This is a genomic window from Alteromonas sp. ISO5 (genome assembly GCF_058105165.1).
Genome location: NZ_CM176572.1, coordinates 605,867 through 626,209, shown reverse-complemented (window position 1 = coordinate 626,209; position 20,343 = coordinate 605,867). Strand labels below are relative to the sequence as shown.

General features: G+C 46.7%; 10 protein-coding genes. 9 read left to right on the top strand and 1 reads right to left on the bottom strand.

Annotated features, from left to right (window positions below; translation table 11 throughout):
* Nucleotides 1–129: 129 nt before the first annotated feature.
* The 8 genes from rpoB to AC2T0J_RS02650 all read left to right on the top strand — a co-directional run bounded on the left by rpoB (nt 130) and on the right by AC2T0J_RS02650 (nt 16,067).
* Nucleotides 130–4,158: a DNA-directed RNA polymerase subunit beta gene (rpoB, locus tag AC2T0J_RS02685; protein WP_489810425.1), complete on the top strand. Its 4,029-nt coding sequence runs from the start codon at nt 130–132 to the stop codon at nt 4,156–4,158.
* 79 nt (nt 4,159–4,237) lie between these two features.
* Complete coding sequence (rpoC, locus tag AC2T0J_RS02680; RefSeq protein WP_489808649.1) at nt 4,238–8,419, top strand: DNA-directed RNA polymerase subunit beta'; 4,182 nt, start codon at nt 4,238–4,240, stop codon at nt 8,417–8,419.
* A 305-nt stretch (nt 8,420–8,724) separates the two neighbouring features.
* Nucleotides 8,725–9,099, top strand: coding sequence for a 30S ribosomal protein S12 (rpsL, locus tag AC2T0J_RS02675; RefSeq protein ID WP_071980814.1), 375 nt, complete (start codon nt 8,725–8,727; stop codon nt 9,097–9,099).
* A gap of 74 nt (nt 9,100–9,173) precedes the next feature.
* A complete protein-coding gene (gene rpsG / locus AC2T0J_RS02670) occupies nt 9,174–9,644 on the top strand; it encodes a 30S ribosomal protein S7 (RefSeq protein ID WP_070178456.1) in 471 nt (156 codons plus the stop codon).
* A 24-nt stretch (nt 9,645–9,668) separates the two neighbouring features.
* On the top strand, nt 9,669–11,765 hold the full coding sequence (gene fusA / locus AC2T0J_RS02665) for an elongation factor G (RefSeq protein WP_489808648.1): 2,097 nt from the start codon (nt 9,669–9,671) through the stop codon (nt 11,763–11,765).
* Nucleotides 11,766–11,828: 63 nt separating this feature from the next.
* Nucleotides 11,829–13,013 (top strand): elongation factor Tu, encoded by a 1,185-nt coding sequence (gene tuf / locus AC2T0J_RS02660; protein ID WP_489808647.1) that lies wholly within the window; start codon nt 11,829–11,831, stop codon nt 13,011–13,013.
* 660 nt (nt 13,014–13,673) lie between these two features.
* Nucleotides 13,674–14,429, top strand: a complete 756-nt coding sequence (locus tag AC2T0J_RS02655) for a hypothetical protein (RefSeq protein WP_489808646.1) — start codon at nt 13,674–13,676, stop codon at nt 14,427–14,429.
* 909 nt (nt 14,430–15,338) lie between these two features.
* The gene (locus AC2T0J_RS02650; protein ID WP_489808645.1) at nt 15,339–16,067 is read left to right on the top strand and encodes a hypothetical protein; all 729 of its coding nucleotides are present in this window, start codon (nt 15,339–15,341) and stop codon (nt 16,065–16,067) included.
* 540 nt (nt 16,068–16,607) lie between these two features.
* Here the strand turns inward: AC2T0J_RS02650 and AC2T0J_RS02645 are convergent.
* Entirely contained in the window at nt 16,608–17,498 is an 891-nt protein-coding gene (locus AC2T0J_RS02645; protein ID WP_489808644.1) for a TraB/GumN family protein, read from the bottom strand.
* Between the two features lie 997 nt (nt 17,499–18,495).
* Here AC2T0J_RS02645 and AC2T0J_RS02640 point away from each other — a divergent pair.
* Nucleotides 18,496–20,163, top strand: a complete 1,668-nt coding sequence (locus tag AC2T0J_RS02640; protein ID WP_489808643.1) for a carbon starvation CstA family protein — start codon at nt 18,496–18,498, stop codon at nt 20,161–20,163.
* Nucleotides 20,164–20,343: the final 180 nt, after the last annotated feature.

Below are 20,343 nucleotides of genomic sequence, written 5' to 3'. Positions count from 1 at the left end.
GTTAACTAAAAATTGGCTAATTTTTGGTGTATGCTATCTGATTGTTCCCTGTGAAAGGGTACTGGAAGTTTGTTGTCAACGAGTTTTACGGCAACAGGTTGGGTCAAAAATCAGCAGGCTGAGGAACCCATGGTTTACTCTTATAGCGAAAAGAAACGTATCCGTAAGGATTTTGGCAAACGCCCACAGGTATTGGAAATTCCATACCTTCTTTCAATCCAGCTAGATTCTTTCAAGAAATTTATTGATATCGATGTAGATGGTCAATATGGTTTGGAAGCAGCATTCCGTTCTGTGTTTCCAATCAAAAGTTACTCTGGCAATTCAGAATTACAATATGTAAGTTACCGCCTCGGCGAACCGGTATTTGACGTTAAAGAATGTCAAATCCGTGGCGTAACCTTCTCCGCGCCGTTAAGAGTGAAACTGCGCCTGGTATTATTCGATAAAGAAGCAGCACCTGGTACTGTAAAAGACATTAAAGAACAAGAAGTGTACATGGGTGAGATCCCATTAATGACAGAGAACGGTACGTTCGTTATTAATGGTACCGAGCGTGTTATCGTTTCTCAGCTGCACCGTTCTCCTGGCGTGTTCTATGATCACGACAAAGGTAAAACGCACTCTTCAGGTAAAGTTCTCTACAACGCACGCGTAATCCCTTACCGCGGTTCGTGGTTAGATTTCGAGTTTGACCCGAAAGATAACCTGTTTGTACGTATCGACCGTCGTCGTAAGTTGCCTGCAACAATTATCTTACGCGCACTGGAAATGACCACCGAAGAAATCCTTGATACTTTCTTCGAAAAAATCCAGGTGCGTATAGCCGATAACAAGATGCTGATGGAAGTCGTTCCTGATCGCCTGCGCGGTGAAACGGCTCAATTCGACATCCTGGATGGCGAAGGCAATGTGCTGGTTGAGACTGGCCGTCGTATTTCAGCCCGTCACACTCGTGCTTTAGAAAAAGCCGGTGTTACTGAGCTGGAAGTACCTGTTGAATACCTGGCTGGCCGTGTGTATGGCGAGACTTATATCAACGAAGACACTGGTGAAGTGCTGGTTAATGCTAACGATGAAGTGACTCTGGAAACGCTGGCGGCACTAAGCCAGGCAGGTATTAAAGAGTTTACTACGCTGTATATTAACGAGCTTGACCATGGTTCGTATATCTCAGATACGCTGCGTATTGACAGCTCAACAAATCGCCTGGAAGCACTGGTAGAAATCTACCGCATGATGCGTCCTGGTGAACCACCTACAAAAGATGCTGCTGAAACGCTGTTCGATAATCTGTTCTTCTCTGAAGAGCGTTACGATCTGTCATCGGTAGGTCGTATGAAGTTTAACCGCCGTTTAGGTCGGGAAGAATTGGTTGGTTCAGGTACGCTGGATAAGCAAGACATCATCGATGTGATGAAACAACTCATCCTTATCCGTGACGGTAAAGACGAAGTGGACGATATCGACCACTTAGGTAACCGTCGTATCCGTTCTGTTGGCGAAATGGCCGAAAACCAGTTCCGTGTAGGTCTGGTGCGTGTTGAACGCGCCGTGAAAGAACGTCTGTCTCTGGGTGACCTGGACAACGTAATGCCACAGGACCTGATCAACGCCAAGCCTATTTCTGCAGCCGTTAAAGAATTCTTCGGTTCTTCACAGCTGTCTCAGTTTATGGACCAGAACAACCCGCTGTCAGAAGTTACGCACAAGCGTCGTATTTCTGCCTTAGGCCCGGGTGGTCTGACTCGAGAACGTGCAGGCTTTGAGGTTCGGGACGTACACCCGACGCACTATGGTCGTCTGTGTCCTATCGAAACCCCTGAAGGTCCGAACATCGGTTTGATCAACTCATTGGCGAGCTTTGCCCGTACCAATGACTTTGGTTTCCTTGAAACGCCTTTCCGCCGCATCGTAGATGGTGTAGTGACCGATGAAATCGATTACTTATCAGCGATTGAAGAAGGTCAGTTCGCGATTGCACAGGCAAATATATTACTGACTGACAGCATGGAACTGGTTGATGACCTGATCCCATGTCGTCACCGCGGTGAAACCACTCTGATGCCGAAAGAAGACATCAAGTATATGGACGTTTCACCACAGCAGATCGTGTCTATCGCTGCCAGCATTATCCCGTTCCTAGAACACGATGATGCTAACCGTGCTCTGATGGGTGCCAACATGCAACGTCAGGCAGTACCTACGCTGCGCGCTGACAAGCCGCTGGTTGGTACCGGTATGGAAAAAACCATCGCTGTAGACTCCGGTGTAACCGTAGTGGCTAAGCGTGGTGGTGTGATCGACTATGTCGATGCCAGCCGTATCGTGGTGAAGGTTGATGAAGATGAGATGTTTGCTGGTGAAGCCGGTATCGACATTTACAACCTGAACAAATACACCCGTTCTAACCAGAACACCTGTATTAACCAGCGTCCAACCTGTAGCGTCGGTGACCCGATCGTAGCAGGCGATGTACTGGCTGACGGTCCGTCTACGGACTTAGGTGATCTGGCCCTTGGTCAGAACATGCGTATCGCGTTCATGCCTTGGAACGGTTACAACTTCGAAGACTCGATCCTGATCTCTGAGCGTGTTGCTCAGGAAGACCGTTTTACCACGATCCATATTCAGGAATTGAGCTGTATCGCTCGTGACACCAAGTTAGGGCCAGAAGAAATTTCTTCTGACATTCCAAACGTAGGTGAGTCTGCGCTGAGCAAGCTGGATGAATCCGGCGTTGTTTACATCGGTGCAGAAGTGAAGGGCGGTGACATTCTGGTAGGTAAGGTAACGCCTAAGGGCGAAACCCAGCTGACGCCAGAAGAAAAACTGTTACGTGCTATCTTTGGTGAAAAAGCCTCTGACGTGAAAGATACCTCATTACGTGTACCTAACTCTGTGCACGGAACCGTTATCGACGTTCAGGTATTCACCCGTGATGGCGTAGAAAAAGACAAGCGTGCTCTGGAAATTGAAGACATGCAGTTACGTCAGGTTAAGAAAGACCTGTCTGACGAATTCAATATCCTAGCCGACGGCATCTTCGCACGTGCTGCAAACCTGCTGCTTAAAGCAGGCGTAGAGCAGGGTAAACTGGACAGCATGCCGCGTGAAAAATGGTTCGATATCCCACTGACGGATGCTGATCTGCAGAGCGATTTAGACCAAATCGGTGCCCAGCACGACGAAATCAAAGCCGATTTCGACAAGAAATTTGAAGTTAAGCGTCGCAAGATCACTCAAGGCGATGACCTGGCTCCAGGCGTACTGAAGATCGTTAAGGTCTACCTGGCTGTTAAGCGTCACATCCAGCCTGGTGACAAGATGGCTGGTCGTCACGGTAACAAAGGTGTTATCTCTACCGTTATCCCGGTAGAAGACATGCCATACGATGAAAACGGTACGCCGGTAGACATCGTACTGAACCCACTGGGTGTACCGTCACGGATGAACATCGGTCAGATCCTTGAAACGCACTTAGGTATGGCTGCGCACGGTCTGGGCGTTAAGATCGACCGTATGCTGAAAGAGCAAGAAGAAATGCAAAAACTGCGTGGCTTCCTGCAAGAAGTGTACGATTTGGGTGATAACCCGAAACAGGTCGATATCAGCACCTTTACTGACCACGAAGTACTGCGTTTAGCCGACAACCTGCGTAAGGGTGTACCGGTAGCAACACCAGTATTCGACGGCGCACGTGAAGCTGAAATCAAAGAGATGTTAAAACTGGCGGATATTCCAGAGAGCGGGCAGATTACCCTGTTTGATGGTCGTACGGGTCGTGAATTCGAACGTCCGGTTACCGTTGGTTACATGTACATGCTGAAACTGAACCACTTGGTTGACGATAAGATGCACGCGCGTTCAACCGGTTCTTACAGCCTGGTTACTCAGCAGCCGCTGGGTGGTAAAGCACAGTTTGGTGGTCAGCGCTTCGGTGAGATGGAAGTGTGGGCACTGGAAGCATACGGTGCCGCTTACACCCTGCAGGAAATGCTGACGGTTAAGTCGGATGACGTTAACGGCCGTACCAAAATGTACAAGAACATCGTTGATGGCGATCACAGAATGGAACCAGGTATGCCTGAGTCCTTCAACGTACTGCTTAAAGAAATCCGTTCACTCGGTATTAATATCGAGCTGGAAGAAAACTAAGCAGGCCGTTTGTTGCCATAATTGATTGAGTTGGCCCGGGTAACCGGGCCATAGAGACTGACTCCGCCGGGAGAGTATTGTGAAAGACTTATTAAAGTTTCTAAAACAACAAAACAAGACTGAAGAATTCGATAATATTCGCATTGGTCTTGCCTCACCAGACATGATCCGTTCATGGTCTTTTGGTGAAGTTAAGAAACCAGAAACCATCAACTATCGTACGTTTAAGCCAGAGCGTGATGGTCTGTTCTGTGCGCGTATCTTTGGTCCTGTAAAAGACTACGAGTGTCTGTGCGGTAAGTACAAGCGCCTGAAGCACCGTGGTGTTATCTGTGAAAAGTGTGGTGTTGAAGTAACCCTTACCAAAGTACGTCGTGAGCGTATGGGTCACATCGAACTGGCCAGCCCAGTTGCCCACATCTGGTTCCTGAAATCTCTGCCGTCTCGTATCGGTCTGATGCTGGATATGACTCTGCGTGATATCGAGCGTGTGCTGTACTTCGAGTCATTCGTTGTAACAGAACCAGGCATGACGACGCTTGAGCGCAGCCAACTGCTGAGCGAAGAAGAGTACCTGGATGCGTTAGAAGAGCACGGTGACGAGTTTGAAGCCAAGATGGGTGCCGAAGCCGTATTCGATCTGCTTAAGCATCTGGATGTTGATGCTGATGTTGCTGCAATGCGTGAAGAGCTGCCGTCAATCAACTCAGAAACCAAGCGTAAGAAGATCACCAAACGTTTAAAACTGCTTGAATCATTCCAACAGTCTGGCAACAAACCAGAGTGGATGATCATGACCGTACTGCCAGTTCTGCCACCGGATTTACGTCCTCTGGTACCGCTGGACGGTGGCCGTTTTGCAACGTCTGATCTGAACGATTTATACCGTCGTGTTATCAACCGTAACAACCGTCTGAAGCGTCTGTTAGACCTGGCGGCACCTGACATCATCGTACGTAACGAAAAACGTATGCTGCAGGAAGCGGTCGATGCACTACTTGATAACGGTCGTCGTGGCCGCGCTATCACCGGTTCCAACAAGCGTCCTCTGAAATCGCTTGCCGATATGATCAAAGGTAAGCAGGGTCGTTTCCGTCAGAACCTGCTGGGTAAGCGTGTTGACTACTCAGGCCGTTCTGTAATTACCGTTGGTCCGACACTGCGTCTGCACCAGTGTGGTCTGCCTAAGAAAATGGCGCTTGAGCTGTTCAAGCCGTTTATCTACGGTAAGTTAGAAGGTCGTGGTTTAGCCACTACCATTAAAGCGGCTAAAAAGCTGGTAGAGCGCGAAGCGCCGGAAGTATGGGACGTACTGGACGAAGTTATTCGCGAACACCCGGTACTCCTTAACCGGGCACCAACGCTTCACCGTCTGGGTATCCAGGCGTTTGAACCGACCCTTATTGAAGGTAAAGCGATCCAGTTGCACCCATTAGTGTGTGCGGCCTATAACGCTGACTTCGACGGTGACCAAATGGCGGTACACGTACCACTGACCATTGAAGCCCAGTTAGAAGCCCGCTCACTGATGATGTCGACAAATAACATTCTGTCGCCAGCGAACGGTGAGCCAATCATCGTACCTTCACAGGACGTTGTATTGGGTCTGTACTACCTGACACGTGACAAAGTGAACGGTCAGGGCGAAGGCATGGTATTTACCAGCCCGCACGAAGCAGAAAAAGCCTACCGTACCGGTAACGCCGAACTACATTCACGCGTTAAAGTACGTATTACAGAATATGACGTAGCGGAAGACGGCGCTAAAACTGAGAAAGTCACCCTGACCGATACTACGGTTGGTCGTGCGATTTTCTCTCTGATCCTGCCAAAAGGTCTGCCTTTTGAACTGATCAACCAGGCAATGGGTAAAAAGCAAATCTCTGGTCTGCTTAACGCCTGTTACCGTCGTCTTGGTCTGAAAGACACCGTTATTGCGGCTGACCAAATCATGTATACCGGTTTCCACTACGCGATGATCGCGGGTGCGTCTGTTGGTATCGACGATATGGTTATCCCGGATGCCAAGAAAGAAATTATCGACGCTGCTGAAGCGGAAGTTATCGAGATCCAGGAACAGTTCCAAAGCGGTCTTGTAACAGCCGGTGAGCGCTACAACAAAGTTATCGATATCTGGTCAAATGCCAACGAAAAAGTTGCCAAGGCCATGATGGATAACCTGAAAACTGACGTGGTTGTCAACGCCAAAGGCGAAGAAGAAGAGCAGGCCTCATTTAACTCTGTTTACATGATGGCTGACTCCGGTGCTCGTGGTAGTGCGGCACAGATTCGTCAGCTTGCGGGTATGCGTGGTCTGATGGCGAAGCCGGATGGCTCAATCATCGAAACGCCCATTACGGCTAACTTCCGTGAAGGTCTGAACGTACTACAGTACTTCATCTCAACCCACGGTGCGCGTAAAGGTCTTGCCGATACCGCCCTTAAGACTGCGAACTCGGGTTATCTGACTCGTCGTCTGGTAGACGTGGCACAGGATCTGGTTATCACTAACTCAGATTGTGGTACGTACGAAGGTGTACTGATGACGCCACTGATTGAAGGTGGTGACGTTGTTGAGCCACTGCGTGAGCGAGTGCTTGGTCGCGTAGTTGCAGAAGATGTTTACATTCCGGGTACTGAAGAAATTCTGCTTGAGCGTAACACGCTGCTTGACGAAGCCCTGGTAGACCTGCTTGAAGCCAACTCTGTTGATCAGGTTATGGTTCGCTCTGTAATCACCTGTGACAACGATTACGGCGTGTGTGCTAACTGTTACGGTCGTGACCTAGCGCGCGGTCATATGGTTGGTAAAGGCGAATCTGTTGGTGTTATCGCTGCTCAGTCAATCGGTGAACCGGGCACTCAGCTTACCATGCGTACCTTCCACATTGGTGGTGCGGCATCACGAGCGTCTGCAGAAAACAGTGTACAGGTTAAAACAGCCGGTAACCTGAAGCTGCACAACGCCAAGTATGTACGAAACACCGACGGTAAATTGGTTATTGTTTCACGTTCAACTGAACTGACCATGACCGACGAGCAGGGCCGTGAGAAAGAACGTTATAAAGTGCCTTACGGTGCAACCTTAACGGTTGATGACGGTGCTGCTGTACAGGCTGGCGACGTCGTCGCTAACTGGGATCCGCACAGTCACCCAATTATCGTTGAGCGTGCATCGAAGATCTCATTTGCTGATATCGATGACTCGAACACCGAAATGCAGCAGGATGAGCTGACTGGTCTGACCCGTGTTGTGGTGAAAGATCTGTCTAAAGTGAATGCGAAAGAGCCTAAGCTGATTCTGGAGAGCGACGAGTTCGGTCTGCAGGAAATCCGCCTGCCAAGCTTCACCACCATCGAAGCGGCTGACGGAAAAGTCGCTAACGAAGGTGATGTGCTGGCACGTATTCCTCAGGAAAGCTCGAAAACTCGAGACATCACCGGTGGTCTGCCACGGGTTGCTGACCTCTTCGAAGCGCGTAAGCCCAAAGAGCCTGCAATCCTTGCTGAAGTCTCTGGTACCATTGGTTTCGGTAAAGAAACCAAAGGCAAGAAACGTTTGGTTATCACCCCGAAAGACGGCGACCCATACGAGGAAATGATTCCGAAGTGGCGTCAGCTTAACGTGTTTGAAGGTGAAAACGTGGAACGCGGTGAAGTTATCGCTGATGGCCCGGAGTCACCACATGACATCCTACGTCTGCGTGGCGTAAGCGCGGTATCAAATTACATCGTGAACGAGGTTCAGGAAGTTTACCGTCTGCAGGGTGTAAAAATTAACGATAAGCACATCGAGGTGGTTATCCGCCAGATGCTGCGTAAGTGTTTGATCACGGCACCGGGCGATACGCAATTCCTGGAAGGTGAACAGGTAGAGGTCGCAGCGGTTAAGATCGCGAACCGTGAAATGGAAAAACAAGGCAAACTGCCTGCGCTTTATGAAATCCAGTTACTGGGTATCACCAAAGCGTCGCTGTCTACAGAGTCTTTCATCTCAGCAGCATCGTTCCAGGAAACAACCCGCGTACTGACCGAAGCCGCGGTTCAGGGCAAAGAAGACGATTTACGTGGTCTGAAAGAAAACGTTATCGTTGGCCGCCTGATCCCAGCTGGTACCGGCTTCGCTTATCACGAGAAACGTGCTCAGCGTCGTCATGAAGAAATTGCTGAATTGTCAGTGTCTGCTGCTGAAGCAGAACAAGCGCTGACTGAAGCATTAAATGCTGAAGTATCTTCTGACCAGTCTGCGTCAGAGGAATAATCACTTAAGCAAGCGATTGGGGCACTACCGCAAGGTAGTGCCCCATTTTGTCATCTGTACAGGCTAAATACCGGTTTATTCTGTGGTTAACCTTTGTACATCTTGACAGCACAGGCATTGATCTTTACTATTCCGCGACCCAAAAATGGTAGCAGGCTTTTTAGCCGCCCACACAGGGCACGGTTTTTAGATTCAATGTCATTAGGATCGTAACGAGCATACGGTCTGACAACGATGTAAAAGTCGTAATTAATCGACCCGGACAAAGGCCCGGGTTTTTGTAGTTTTTAATCAGGAGCTAGTTAATGGCAACAGTTAACCAGTTAGTGCGCAAGCCACGCAGAAAGCCCGTTGAGAAAAGCAACGTTGCTGCCCTGCAAGCTTGCCCGCAAAGACGTGGTGTATGTACTCGTGTATATACTACTACGCCTAAGAAACCAAACTCAGCACTACGTAAAGTATGTCGTGTGCGTTTAACCAACGGTTTTGAAGTTTCTTCATACATCGGTGGTGAAGGCCACAACCTGCAAGAGCACAGTGTTGTTCTTATTCGTGGCGGTCGTGTAAAAGATCTGCCAGGTGTTCGTTATCACACGGTTCGCGGTACGCTTGACTGCGCCGGCGTAAACGATCGTAAACAGGCCCGTTCTAAATACGGCGCCAAGCGGCCCAAGTCTTAACGGTTCTCCGTTAGTAAGGCCAAACTGAATTAATTGAGTTTTGGGTTATCCCTGAATTCCACGGAGAATAGAAGATGCCAAGAAGAAGAGTCGTAGGTCAACGTAAAATCCTACCAGAACCAAAATTTGGTTCACAGCTGCTTGCTAAGTTCATGAATGTCGTAATGCTCGACGGCAAGAAATCGATTGCAGAAAAAATCGTTTACGGTGCGCTTGATATTGTTGCTGAAAAAACCGGCAAGGCACACTTAGATGTATTCGAAGAAGCTCTGGACAACATTCGTCCTACTGTAGAGGTTAAGTCTCGCCGCGTTGGTGGTTCAACTTACCAGGTACCAGTAGAGGTTCGTCCTGTTCGTCGTAATGCATTAGGTATGCGTTGGATGGTAGAAGCGGCACGTAAACGTGGCGAGAAGTCAATGGCTCAACGCCTTGCAGCCGAAATGTTAGATGCAGCTGACAACAAAGGTTCAGCGGTTAAGAAACGTGAAGACGTTCACCGTATGGCCGAAGCGAACAAAGCGTTCGCACACTATCGTTGGTAATCAACGTTTAACTGAGAGAGATGTATGTCGCGTAAGACCCCAATTGATCGCTACCGGAATATAGGCATTGTTGCGCACGTTGATGCGGGTAAAACCACTACAACCGAGCGCGTGCTGTTCTATACCGGGTTATCGCATAAAATTGGTGAAGTGCATGATGGTGCAGCAACCATGGACTGGATGGAACAGGAACAAGAGCGCGGAATTACCATTACTTCCGCCGCTACTACCTGTTTCTGGGCCGGGATGCAGCAACAGTTTGATCAGCATCGCATCAATATTATCGACACCCCCGGACACGTCGACTTTACCATCGAGGTAGAGCGTTCATTGCGCGTTCTGGATGGTGCCGTAGTGGTATTTTGTGGGTCTTCGGGCGTAGAGCCTCAATCAGAAACCGTTTGGCGACAAGCGGATAAATATCACGTTCCGCGCATGGTCTTTGTGAATAAGATGGACCGTGCCGGGGCTGATTTCGAACGGGTTGTTGGTCAAATCCGTAAGCGTTTGGGCGCAAACTGCGTGCCTATTCAGCTTAACATCGGTGCTGAGGAAGAGTTCAGCGGCGTGATTGACCTGATTAAAATGAAATCCATTAACTGGAATGCTGAAGATAAAGGCATGACTTTTACTTACGAAGATATTCCTGCTGAGTTGTTGGACAAAGCTGAGCAATATCGTAGCGAGATGATCGAAGCGGCCGCTGAAGCCACCGACGAGTTAATGGACAAGTATTTAGAAGGCGGAGAACTGACTGAAGATGAAATTCATGAAGGCCTGCGCATTCGTACGCTAAACAACGAAATTGTGTTAGCAACCTGTGGTAGTGCATTTAAAAACAAAGGCGTTCAGGCAGTACTTGATGCTGTGGTTCGCTACTTACCCGCACCTATCGATGTGCCGGCAATCAAGGGTATTTTACCTGATGATAGCGAAGGCGAGCGTCATGCAAATGATGACGAGCCATTCTCAGCGCTGGCGTTTAAGATAGCCACCGACCCATTCGTGGGTACGTTAACGTTCTTCCGCTGTTACTCCGGCGTGGTAAACACCGGTGATACCGTGTTTAACCCGGTGAAAGGTAAGCGGGAACGCTTTGGTCGAATTGTGCAAATGCACTCGAAAGACCGTGAAGAATTAAAAGAAGTTCGCGCGGGTGACATCGCGGCCGCTATCGGCATGAAAGATGTCACCACGGGCGATACGCTGTGTGATCCAAACAATGTGATCACACTGGAACGGATGGAATTCCCTGATCCGGTAATTTCAATTGCTGTTGAGCCAAAATCAACAGCCGATCAGGAAAAAATGGGCATTGCCCTGAGTAAGCTGGCAGCTGAAGATCCATCGTTCCGCGTTAAAACCGACGATGAAACCGGACAAACCATCATTTCCGGCATGGGTGAACTACACTTAGATATCATTGTCGACCGCATGAAGCGGGAGTTTAAAGTTGAATGTAACGTTGGTAACCCACAAGTGGCTTACCGCGAGACGATCCGCAAGAAAGTGGAAGTCGAAGGCAAGTTTGTCCGTCAGTCGGGCGGCCGTGGCCAGTTTGGTCACGTCTGGCTGCGCATAGAGCCGAATGAAGAAGGCGCAGGGTACCAATTCGTTAACGAGATTGTTGGCGGCGTTATCCCGAAAGAGTTTATTCCTTCGGTGGACAAAGGAATTCAGGAGCAAATGCAAAATGGTGTGCTGGCAGGTTACCCGGTTCTCGATGTAAAGGTAACTTTGTTCGACGGCTCTTACCATGATGTTGACTCTTCTGAAATGGCGTTTAAGATCGCCGGTTCAATGGGCTTTAAGAAAGGGGCCGCTGAGGCGAACCCGGTATTGCTTGAGCCCACAATGAACGTTGAAGTAACCACTCCGGAAGACTGGATGGGTGACGTTGTTGGCGACCTGAATCGCCGCCGTGGAATGATCGAAGGTATGGAAGACGGTGTGGCCGGTATAAAAATTGTGCGGGCAAAGGTGCCACTTTCAGAGATGTTCGGTTATGCTACAGACCTGCGTTCTGCTACGCAGGGGCGCGCCTCTTATTCAATGGAGTTCTTCAACTATGTAGAAGCGCCTAATAACGTGGCGAAAGCAATCATTGAAGCACGAAGCTAATAAATTTGAAGGTTCGGTCCGGTCTGCTATTGGATCGGACTTTTAACTTAGGAAACGAGAAAAATGGCAAAAGAAAAGTTTGAAAGGTCGAAACCCCATGTAAACGTGGGTACTATCGGCCACGTTGACCACGGTAAAACCACTCTGACTGCAGCAATCACTACTGTTCTTGCAAAGACTTACGGTGGTTCTGCTCAAGCGTTTGATCAAATCGATAACGCGCCTGAAGAAAAAGCACGTGGTATCACCATCTCTACTTCACACGTAGAATATGACACTCCAACTCGTCACTACGCTCACGTAGACTGTCCTGGACACGCTGACTATGTTAAAAACATGATCACCGGTGCGGCTCAGATGGACGGCGCGATCCTGGTAGTTGCTGCAACTGACGGCCCTATGCCTCAGACTCGTGAGCACATCCTGTTAGGTCGTCAGGTAGGCGTACCTTACATCATCGTATTCATGAACAAATGTGACATGGTTGATGACGAAGAGCTGCTTGAGCTGGTTGAAATGGAAGTTCGTGAACTGTTATCAGAGTACGATTTCCCAGGTGATGACCTGCCAGTAATTCAAGGTTCAGCACTGAAAGCCCTTGAAGGCGATGCAGCGTGGGAAGCGAAAATTGTTGAGTTAGGTGAAGCCCTGGATTCATACATCCCAGAGCCAGAGCGTGACATCGATAAACCGTTCATCCTGCCAATCGAAGACGTATTCTCAATCTCAGGCCGTGGTACTGTTGTAACGGGTCGTGTTGAGCAAGGTATCGTTAAAGTAGGTGAAGAAGTAGAAATCGTTGGTATCAAAGATACAACTAAAACGACTTGTACTGGTGTTGAAATGTTCCGTAAGCTGCTTGACGAAGGTCGTGCAGGTGAGAACGTTGGTGTTCTGTTACGTGGTACTAAGCGTGACGATGTAGAGCGCGGACAAGTACTGGCTAAGCCTGGTTCAATCACGCCACATACCAAGTTTGAAGCGGAAGTATATGTACTGTCTAAAGATGAAGGTGGTCGTCACACGCCATTCTTCAAAGGTTACCGTCCACAGTTCTACTTCCGTACCACTGACGTAACCGGTGCTGTTCAACTGCCAGAAGGCGTTGAAATGGTAATGCCTGGCGACAACCTGAAGTTCGAAGTTGAACTGATTGCACCAATCGCGATGGACGAAGGTCTGCGCTTCGCAATCCGTGAAGGTGGTCGTACAGTAGGTGCTGGTGTTGTATCTAAAATCATCGATTAAGATCGACGATTAACACCGTACCCAAAAAAGGTCGCTTACGCGGCCTTTTTTTATGCCCGGAGAAAGAGCATCTATTATGAGATCATCCCGGAATCCGCGCAGCGCATATCCGGGAACTCCTTAAAAAGGCTGTCTTAGCCAAAATAACCTTTTCAGCACAACTCTTTTAAATTCTACGACTATATATTGGGAACTCACCGCTAAGAACTCGCGGAGATGTAGCATGTTTCGTTACCGTTACGCAAATGACGCTGCGGACGTTTTAACTCAGTATTGTCCTCACCTGTAAATACCTTGGCCATTATTCGTTTGCTCGAGACTTTCACAAATTTAGTTAAGTTACTGTGAATTTTTACTAGTTGTCTGTGAGCAGTAGCTTTGAATAAAATATAAGGTAGGTTTTCCCTGCATATCTTACTTTTGCTCTCTGTAGCAGACGCGAACTCATTGACGATTTTATGGGGCGCTTTGATGTACTTGAACGTGAGCAGAAGGTTCTTCCTGTTGGTTATGTGGATTAGTTACAACCTAACCCGACAGTCTCTTGTAAAGCGGACATCCATTTTCTTTCCCGTGAATACTGAGAATATGGTTTTTCCAGTGAAACGGGTGTTACTATGATGTATCAGTAATCAACTATTTAGTTTTTTAAGGATGAATTTGAAGGACCAGTTAGCCTCAGTAATACCAATTTTTCATCAAGATTTTCAAACAGAGAAAATTAATCAAATAGGGTCTGGTGTATTAATACTTTTTAGAGCTTATTACTTCATACTTACTGCTGGGCATGTAATAGATGAACAAAAATCTGGTCACTTATTGATTCCTGGTGTAACAAGGCACCTTACAGGGATACGTGGAAGTTTTTCTCACTTCAACCCAATAATTGGCCGTAAAAATGATCTAGTTGATGTGGGTTACTTTAAGTTAGAGACCGATTTTGGTTTAGAATTATCTAAAGTCTTTGAGGTAGTTACTGAACAGGATATGTTTTTGGCACCCGAGTACGCAGAAGACACCATTTTTAGTTTGTGTGGCTATCCATACCGCAAAGCAAAAATTGAAAATGACCAGGTAAATAATAAAGTTTTCTCGTATTCAGCATTGCAGTCTAAACCGGAGGAATATGAAAAACATAACTGTAAACAGCCTTACCAAATCGTTATGAAATTCAACAGGAAAAAAGCTGTGGATTCATACACTGGCAAAATAGAAATATCACCTTTGCCGCATGGTATTAGCGGGGGAGGCATATTTATTTGGCCGAAGACATTTGAATCATTAACTCCCATGGACAGAAAATTGACAGGGATCTGCCATACTTACAAGCAAAGTGAACACTTATTTATAGGAACTAACCTTCTGTTAGTTATTAATTTTATATTGCATAACAATCCAGAACTAGCAAAAAATTAACAAATCGAGGTGCTAGCGTGCTTATATTCAAAATATAGTAGATGCGCTATCTCTGACTCACTTCTGAGGAGAGTCAATTATCTCCCTGGGATATAAACACGTGGGCTATGCCCTAAGAAGAATGTTACATGTCTGGCTCCGAGAAAATATGCAAAAATTAGTTGAACAGTTAATAAAGAATAAAAGTGAGGGATATATCACTGAGCGGCTATTCACAGAATGGGCGTACAGTATTGTTCACGAAAACAGCATGTAACAAACTCACCTTGCCCGGACTGTTTTCAGCAACGCTCGAAATCAGTTTCAATTGCAGGTATTGAGAGTCCTTGTCTAAAGGTGCCTCTGACGCTGTTATGCTGCTCCGTAAACCGGACGTTTGCTCATTGAGTCTTTAATGGCATCAATGAGCGAAAAGCGGAAGAAAGCAGTGCTTACTTTGAACGAGAAAGTTTACATTATAGCGGACGTTCGTCCGCCATACTTTATCTATCTAACGGGCTTTTGGTGCCGGAGTGGTGTTGACCAATAACGTGAGTTGCAATGCCGCCGAAATACTGTCAATGGCGAGGAAACTTGCCTTGAACATGCTTCGTACGAAGACAACCAGAAAAGTGAGTTTGCTATGGAAACAGAAGCGTGCACTGGTAGCACTGATTACTCGCAAAAGATGTATCCGGCAGGTTTGGTATTGTTGAACGATATTTGAACGCTCATGCTCTCGCCCTGCAGAGAAACTTGCTCAATCGACACCTATTGTATTTTTTAATACAAAATGATTAATATAAAAGAATACAAAAGGAATGGCTGACAATGTATTCATTGAAAATTTTTTCAATCTTAAGTTTTGCGATAATTACTTCGTTTATAATTTTTAAGAGTTTCGAGTCCCCAAAAAGGGAAAGCTCAGTCATGGAAAATATTTCTAGCACTGAAAATGGAACGGTAAGAGCTAATGATAATTCAAGTGCCGATGGCAACGACGTCACTTTAATTGTCGCGGAAGAAAAGCCAAAAGTGATAACCAAACACCAATCAGAAATAGAAAGAGATTATAAGGAATTATATTCATCATCCCTTGAATCTCAACGCCCAAATAAAGATGTAGATGAATATAAAGAAAGAAGAAATTGCTTCTCTTATTTTGAATATGATACTGAAAATAAAATAGATGACTTCCTAATTCAACAAGCAAATGTTAGCTCAATGTATACGCCTGAATTGTTGGCGGGTTTAAGGGCTAATATGGTTAACAAAATGAAAGTTTGCAATTCACTTGTAGGGGATAGTTCAGAAGAAGAGTTCATTGAAGAAACTTTTGAAAGATTAGAAGAATCAGCTGAGGGAAATAATCAAAAGTCTCAACTTTTTTTAGCACTAGCCCTTGATAATAAAGCATTAGGTTTAAAGCGAACGAGTCCTGAAGCAAGTGAGTTGCATAATAGGTCACTGGTTCTTTTAAAAAAAGCATCAGTAGTCGAACCACAAGCTAAAGTATTTTTAGCGATGAAGTATTTGGATCACATTCATCACCCAGAAATTTTTAACATTGAAGAAGCTGAAAGATTGGTTAGGGAGGCCCAGAAAATTACAGGAAATGAATATAAGTCATTAGTTACTAAGATAAATAAGTTTAATTAAAGGATATTATTATGAAAAAATACGGACTCATTCTCGCTTTAATATGCTTAGGGGGGCTGGCAGGGTGAGAGCATGAACGCTCAAATATCGTTCAATGCTTGTGAACACCACTACAGGTTATGTTAATGGCACCAGTTTACGGACTTTTTTACAAGTGCTCAGTGGGTGAGCAAGAAATCGGTGCTTACTGTTCACGGCTTATCTTTTTCGGTAGGGCCAAGCCGCTGGGTGCAGGTTGCTACCCTTGATGCAAGCGTTGAGTATTTACTAAAAATTCATCAGCATTGTCGTGCTTACCGGTAAATAGTGTTTCAGAGGAGATCAAAATTGTTCTTGTTCTGGAATAAATGCCGAAGTTTTTCGAGTCTTATCCGTGTCGTTTCACTGGTACTCTTCTCGGTAACAGCCAGCGCACAGATTAATTTTAATGGCTTTGCGACACTCGGCGTTACGGCCAGCAATAGTGATAAAACATTGGGTTCCCTTTCTTGTTTAGCGGGTAAGCTGCTTACCCGCAATGACTATGCGCTAAAGACGGTGTTAGAAACGCTCCACTGTGTAGCCTTTTGCTTCGAGTAATGCCAACACATTGGTTGGACCTACCAGGTGTCCGGTGCCCACTAATACAAACTCCTGTGCATCATTGCCAAACATCGCTTCAATCTGAGGAACCCAGTTGTTATTGCGCTCGGTAAACATTAAATCAAATGAAGCCGGTGACTCTTTTTTGAATTTATCCACTGATAGGGCCCGCAGTGTGTCAGTATCACCGGCGCGCCATGCTGTGATAATGTCTTGTAAGTAGGTTTTTAACTGAGGCATCATTGTCAGGCTTTCTGAGATCATACGATCTTCATCGCCTTCACCTAACGAAGACAGAACGCTAATCTGATATTCAATTGTTTCAAGATATTGTTGGTCTTTATGGTCTCTCTGCGCCAACTGCATAAAGTACCCGTCTACACCTTCGCCGGCCATTCTCACTCGCTGGGCTTCCATCGCGGTCATCATGGTAGTGATGAAACCGGGTTTGAACTGAGATAATTGCTCCATATTGGCGCCAAACGCCTTGAAATACTCGCTGAGTGCCTGATAGGTTGATGCCGACAATGTGTCCTTCAGCGTCTCACCATTTTTATACATCATAGCCGCCATTACCTGCTGTTGAGCCGCCGCATCGGTTAGATCAGGCAGTTCGGCTTCAAAGACTAAAGTATCACTTTTGGCGTAAGCATCTGTAAACGCTTCTGGTAGCGGAAACTCCGCTACCGGCAGAATGTGAATGGTACCGCCTATAATGACGCTATCTTCCCCTTTGGTTACTTTCCAGACCGAGCTGTGTGCATCGCCCGCAAAACCTGATACCGGGGTGATTACGGCGGCCAATAAGCCAAGGGCACAAATTGCAGAACGAATAATGGTGTTTGTCATGAGTTAGCTCCCGACGATTAAAGTGAAATTATGTTTGAAACCGTGTTAACCAGTGCAGACTCCAATGCTTGGCGACGCTGTTGGATAGCTGTTGAAACCTGTGCTTCTACTTCTTTTAAAAACGCATTAGCTAAAGACACGTCAACAGTATATTGCGCCTGTTCAGGGGATGTTAACTGTGCATTGGTTGGGTTTTGTTGTAACGGTTACCTTAACAGCTGCCTCAGTCTGACTTTCTTGTGCTAATACAACCCGGCTTGAACAAACACTGATAAACGTTAAAGTAACGAATGTCGCCAGACGGTTGTGAATGCGTTTCATGGTATTGCTCCTTTATCTGTTGTCAGGCGTTGTTGCCTGATGACAGGAGCAAGATTAAGCAGGTTTTTTGCGATTGTGTCTTATGAAAACCTTATAAAGCCTTAATTCGGGGTGCTAATGCTGTATAAAGCATTATTACCGATGTTGGAAACGCAGATATACAGTGTTTGAATTAAAGGTTTTTTGTCTGAGTCAATTTTGCTGCCAGGCATCATCGACCAGGTTCTGACGTGAGACAAGACGGCTGTGATTTACAATAAAATAAAGTAACAGGTTGAACAACAGCGGCTCTAATTCAATAACCTTACCCCGGTGGGAAAGCTCGCGAGCCCTGGGTGTGAGTAACCAATCTGCAAAGTGTATCGACTGAGATCAGGCTGAAGAGTCGGGTACTGAAGACGTTTTATCGTCCATGGAATAGCTTGGTTCTTATAATAGCGCTGATAAAAATGAATCGTTATACGGAAGCTAGTATGCCAAACTGCTTTATAATCAAGCAATACAAAATGGACCGATTTAAAGCCGTTATTCATCCTGAGTGACCAGCACCTTATCCAGAGTAGAATGCGTAGGGTGCTTTGCTTAGTAATGAAATGCGTTAGAATTGGGAGTTACATAGTTTAATTGTTGGTGATTAACGTCTATTGAGTCGTTATCACCTTCTTAAGGTGTTTTCATGGCTTCAGTACTGATAGTTTTGCTCGGCATTGCGGGAATGATGCTGGGTTGGTTTGTTTATTCAAAGTTTATTGCGGAACGGATTTTCCAGCTCGATCCTAACTTTAAAACGCCCGCTCACGAACTACGTGATGGTGTGGACTTTGTCCCCACGAATAAAGTGGTTTTGTGGGGCCATCATTTCACCTCTGTAGCGGGCGCTGCGCCGATTGTCGGTCCGGCTATCGCGGTTTACTGGGGGTGGGTTCCTGCAGTACTCTGGGTCGTCTTCGGTACAATGTTTTTTGCCGGGGTACATGACATGGGGGCGCTGTGGGCCAGCAGCCGGCATAAGGGTAAGTCTATGGGGGCGCTCGCGGAAGATGTCATTGGTAAGCATACCCGTTCACTGTTCATGGTAGTCGTCTTCCTAGTCTTGCTCATGGTAAATGCCGTTTTCGGCGTTGTCATTGCTAAATCATTTGTCTCCCAGCCTAACGCGGTATTTCCTGCCTGGATGGCGATTGCCGTGGCGCTGGTTATTGGCCAGCTTCTGAAACGAAACTTTAGCCTGATCCCGATGTGTCTGGTGGGGATCATAGTGCTTTACGCTTCAGTGTTTGCTGGTAGCTACATTCCTATCGAGTTACCGGAAACCCTGTTTGGCTTATCCGCCAATGCTAACTGGATCATTATTTTGTTCATCTATGCTGCCATTGCTTCACTACTGCCGGTGTGGATGCTTCTACAGCCTAGAGACTTCATTAACGGCATGCAGTTACTGGTTGGATTGTTTTTACTTTATGGTGCGGTGTTTGTGTCGCTACCGGATATTACGGCACCTGCGTTTAATACCCAGACAGCGGTGGATACCCCCAGTATTATCCCTTTGTTGTTCGTCACTATTGCTTGCGGCGCGGTGTCGGGTTTTCATGGGATCGTTTCTTCGGGTACCAGCTCGAAGCAACTGGATAAAGAAACGGATGCCCGTTTCGTTGGTTACCTTGGTGCGGTAGGTGAGGGTTGTCTGGCTCTGGTGACGATTGTTGCGGTCAGCGGCGTGGCATTAGCCGCATCACCAGAAGAGTGGCATGAGGTATACAGCCATCTTGGGGATGGCTCGGTAGCGGCATTCATCACAGGTGGCGCTAACCTTATCCAACAGGGCTGGGGCTTACCGGTAGACTTCTCATCCACCATTCTGGCGACGATGGTTGTGTTGTTTGCCGGTACCACCATGGACTCTGGCGTTCGCTTACAGCGTTACATTATTCAGGAGTGGGGTGAAATTTATCAGTTACCGGTACTGAAAAATGGCGTGATAGCTACCCTGGTTGCTGTAGCCTGCTGCCTGTTACTGGCCTTCGGTGCTGGCGGCTCCTCGGGCAGCGGTGGTATGATCATCTGGCCATTGTTTGGTTCAACCAATCAGATCCTGGCAAGTATGACGCTGCTGGTGATTTCAGTGATGCTGATTAAAATGAAGCGCCCGGCTGTTTATACCCTGGTACCTATGACCTTTGTAATTGTGATGGCATTTTTGGCGGGGATTATTAAGCTAAAAGAGTACTACCTCGATGGTAACTATCTACTGGTCTTTTTAGATGCGGTTGTGTTGATTGTCAGTGTGTTGGTAATGCTTGAATCCTGGTCGGTGATCCGTAAATTCAAACGGCAATCATCCTGATGAAAAAAGCCGTCAGTGCTACTGACGGCTTTTTGCTTTATGTGCTAGCCACGCTGACTCTTTAAGAGCTTTGCGTTCAAATATATGCGTTAAAAACACCCGCAGTAATGATCATTAACGAAACAGAATACAACACCAGTGAAATTTGATCTGACAATTTAGCTTTAGTCATAATTCGAA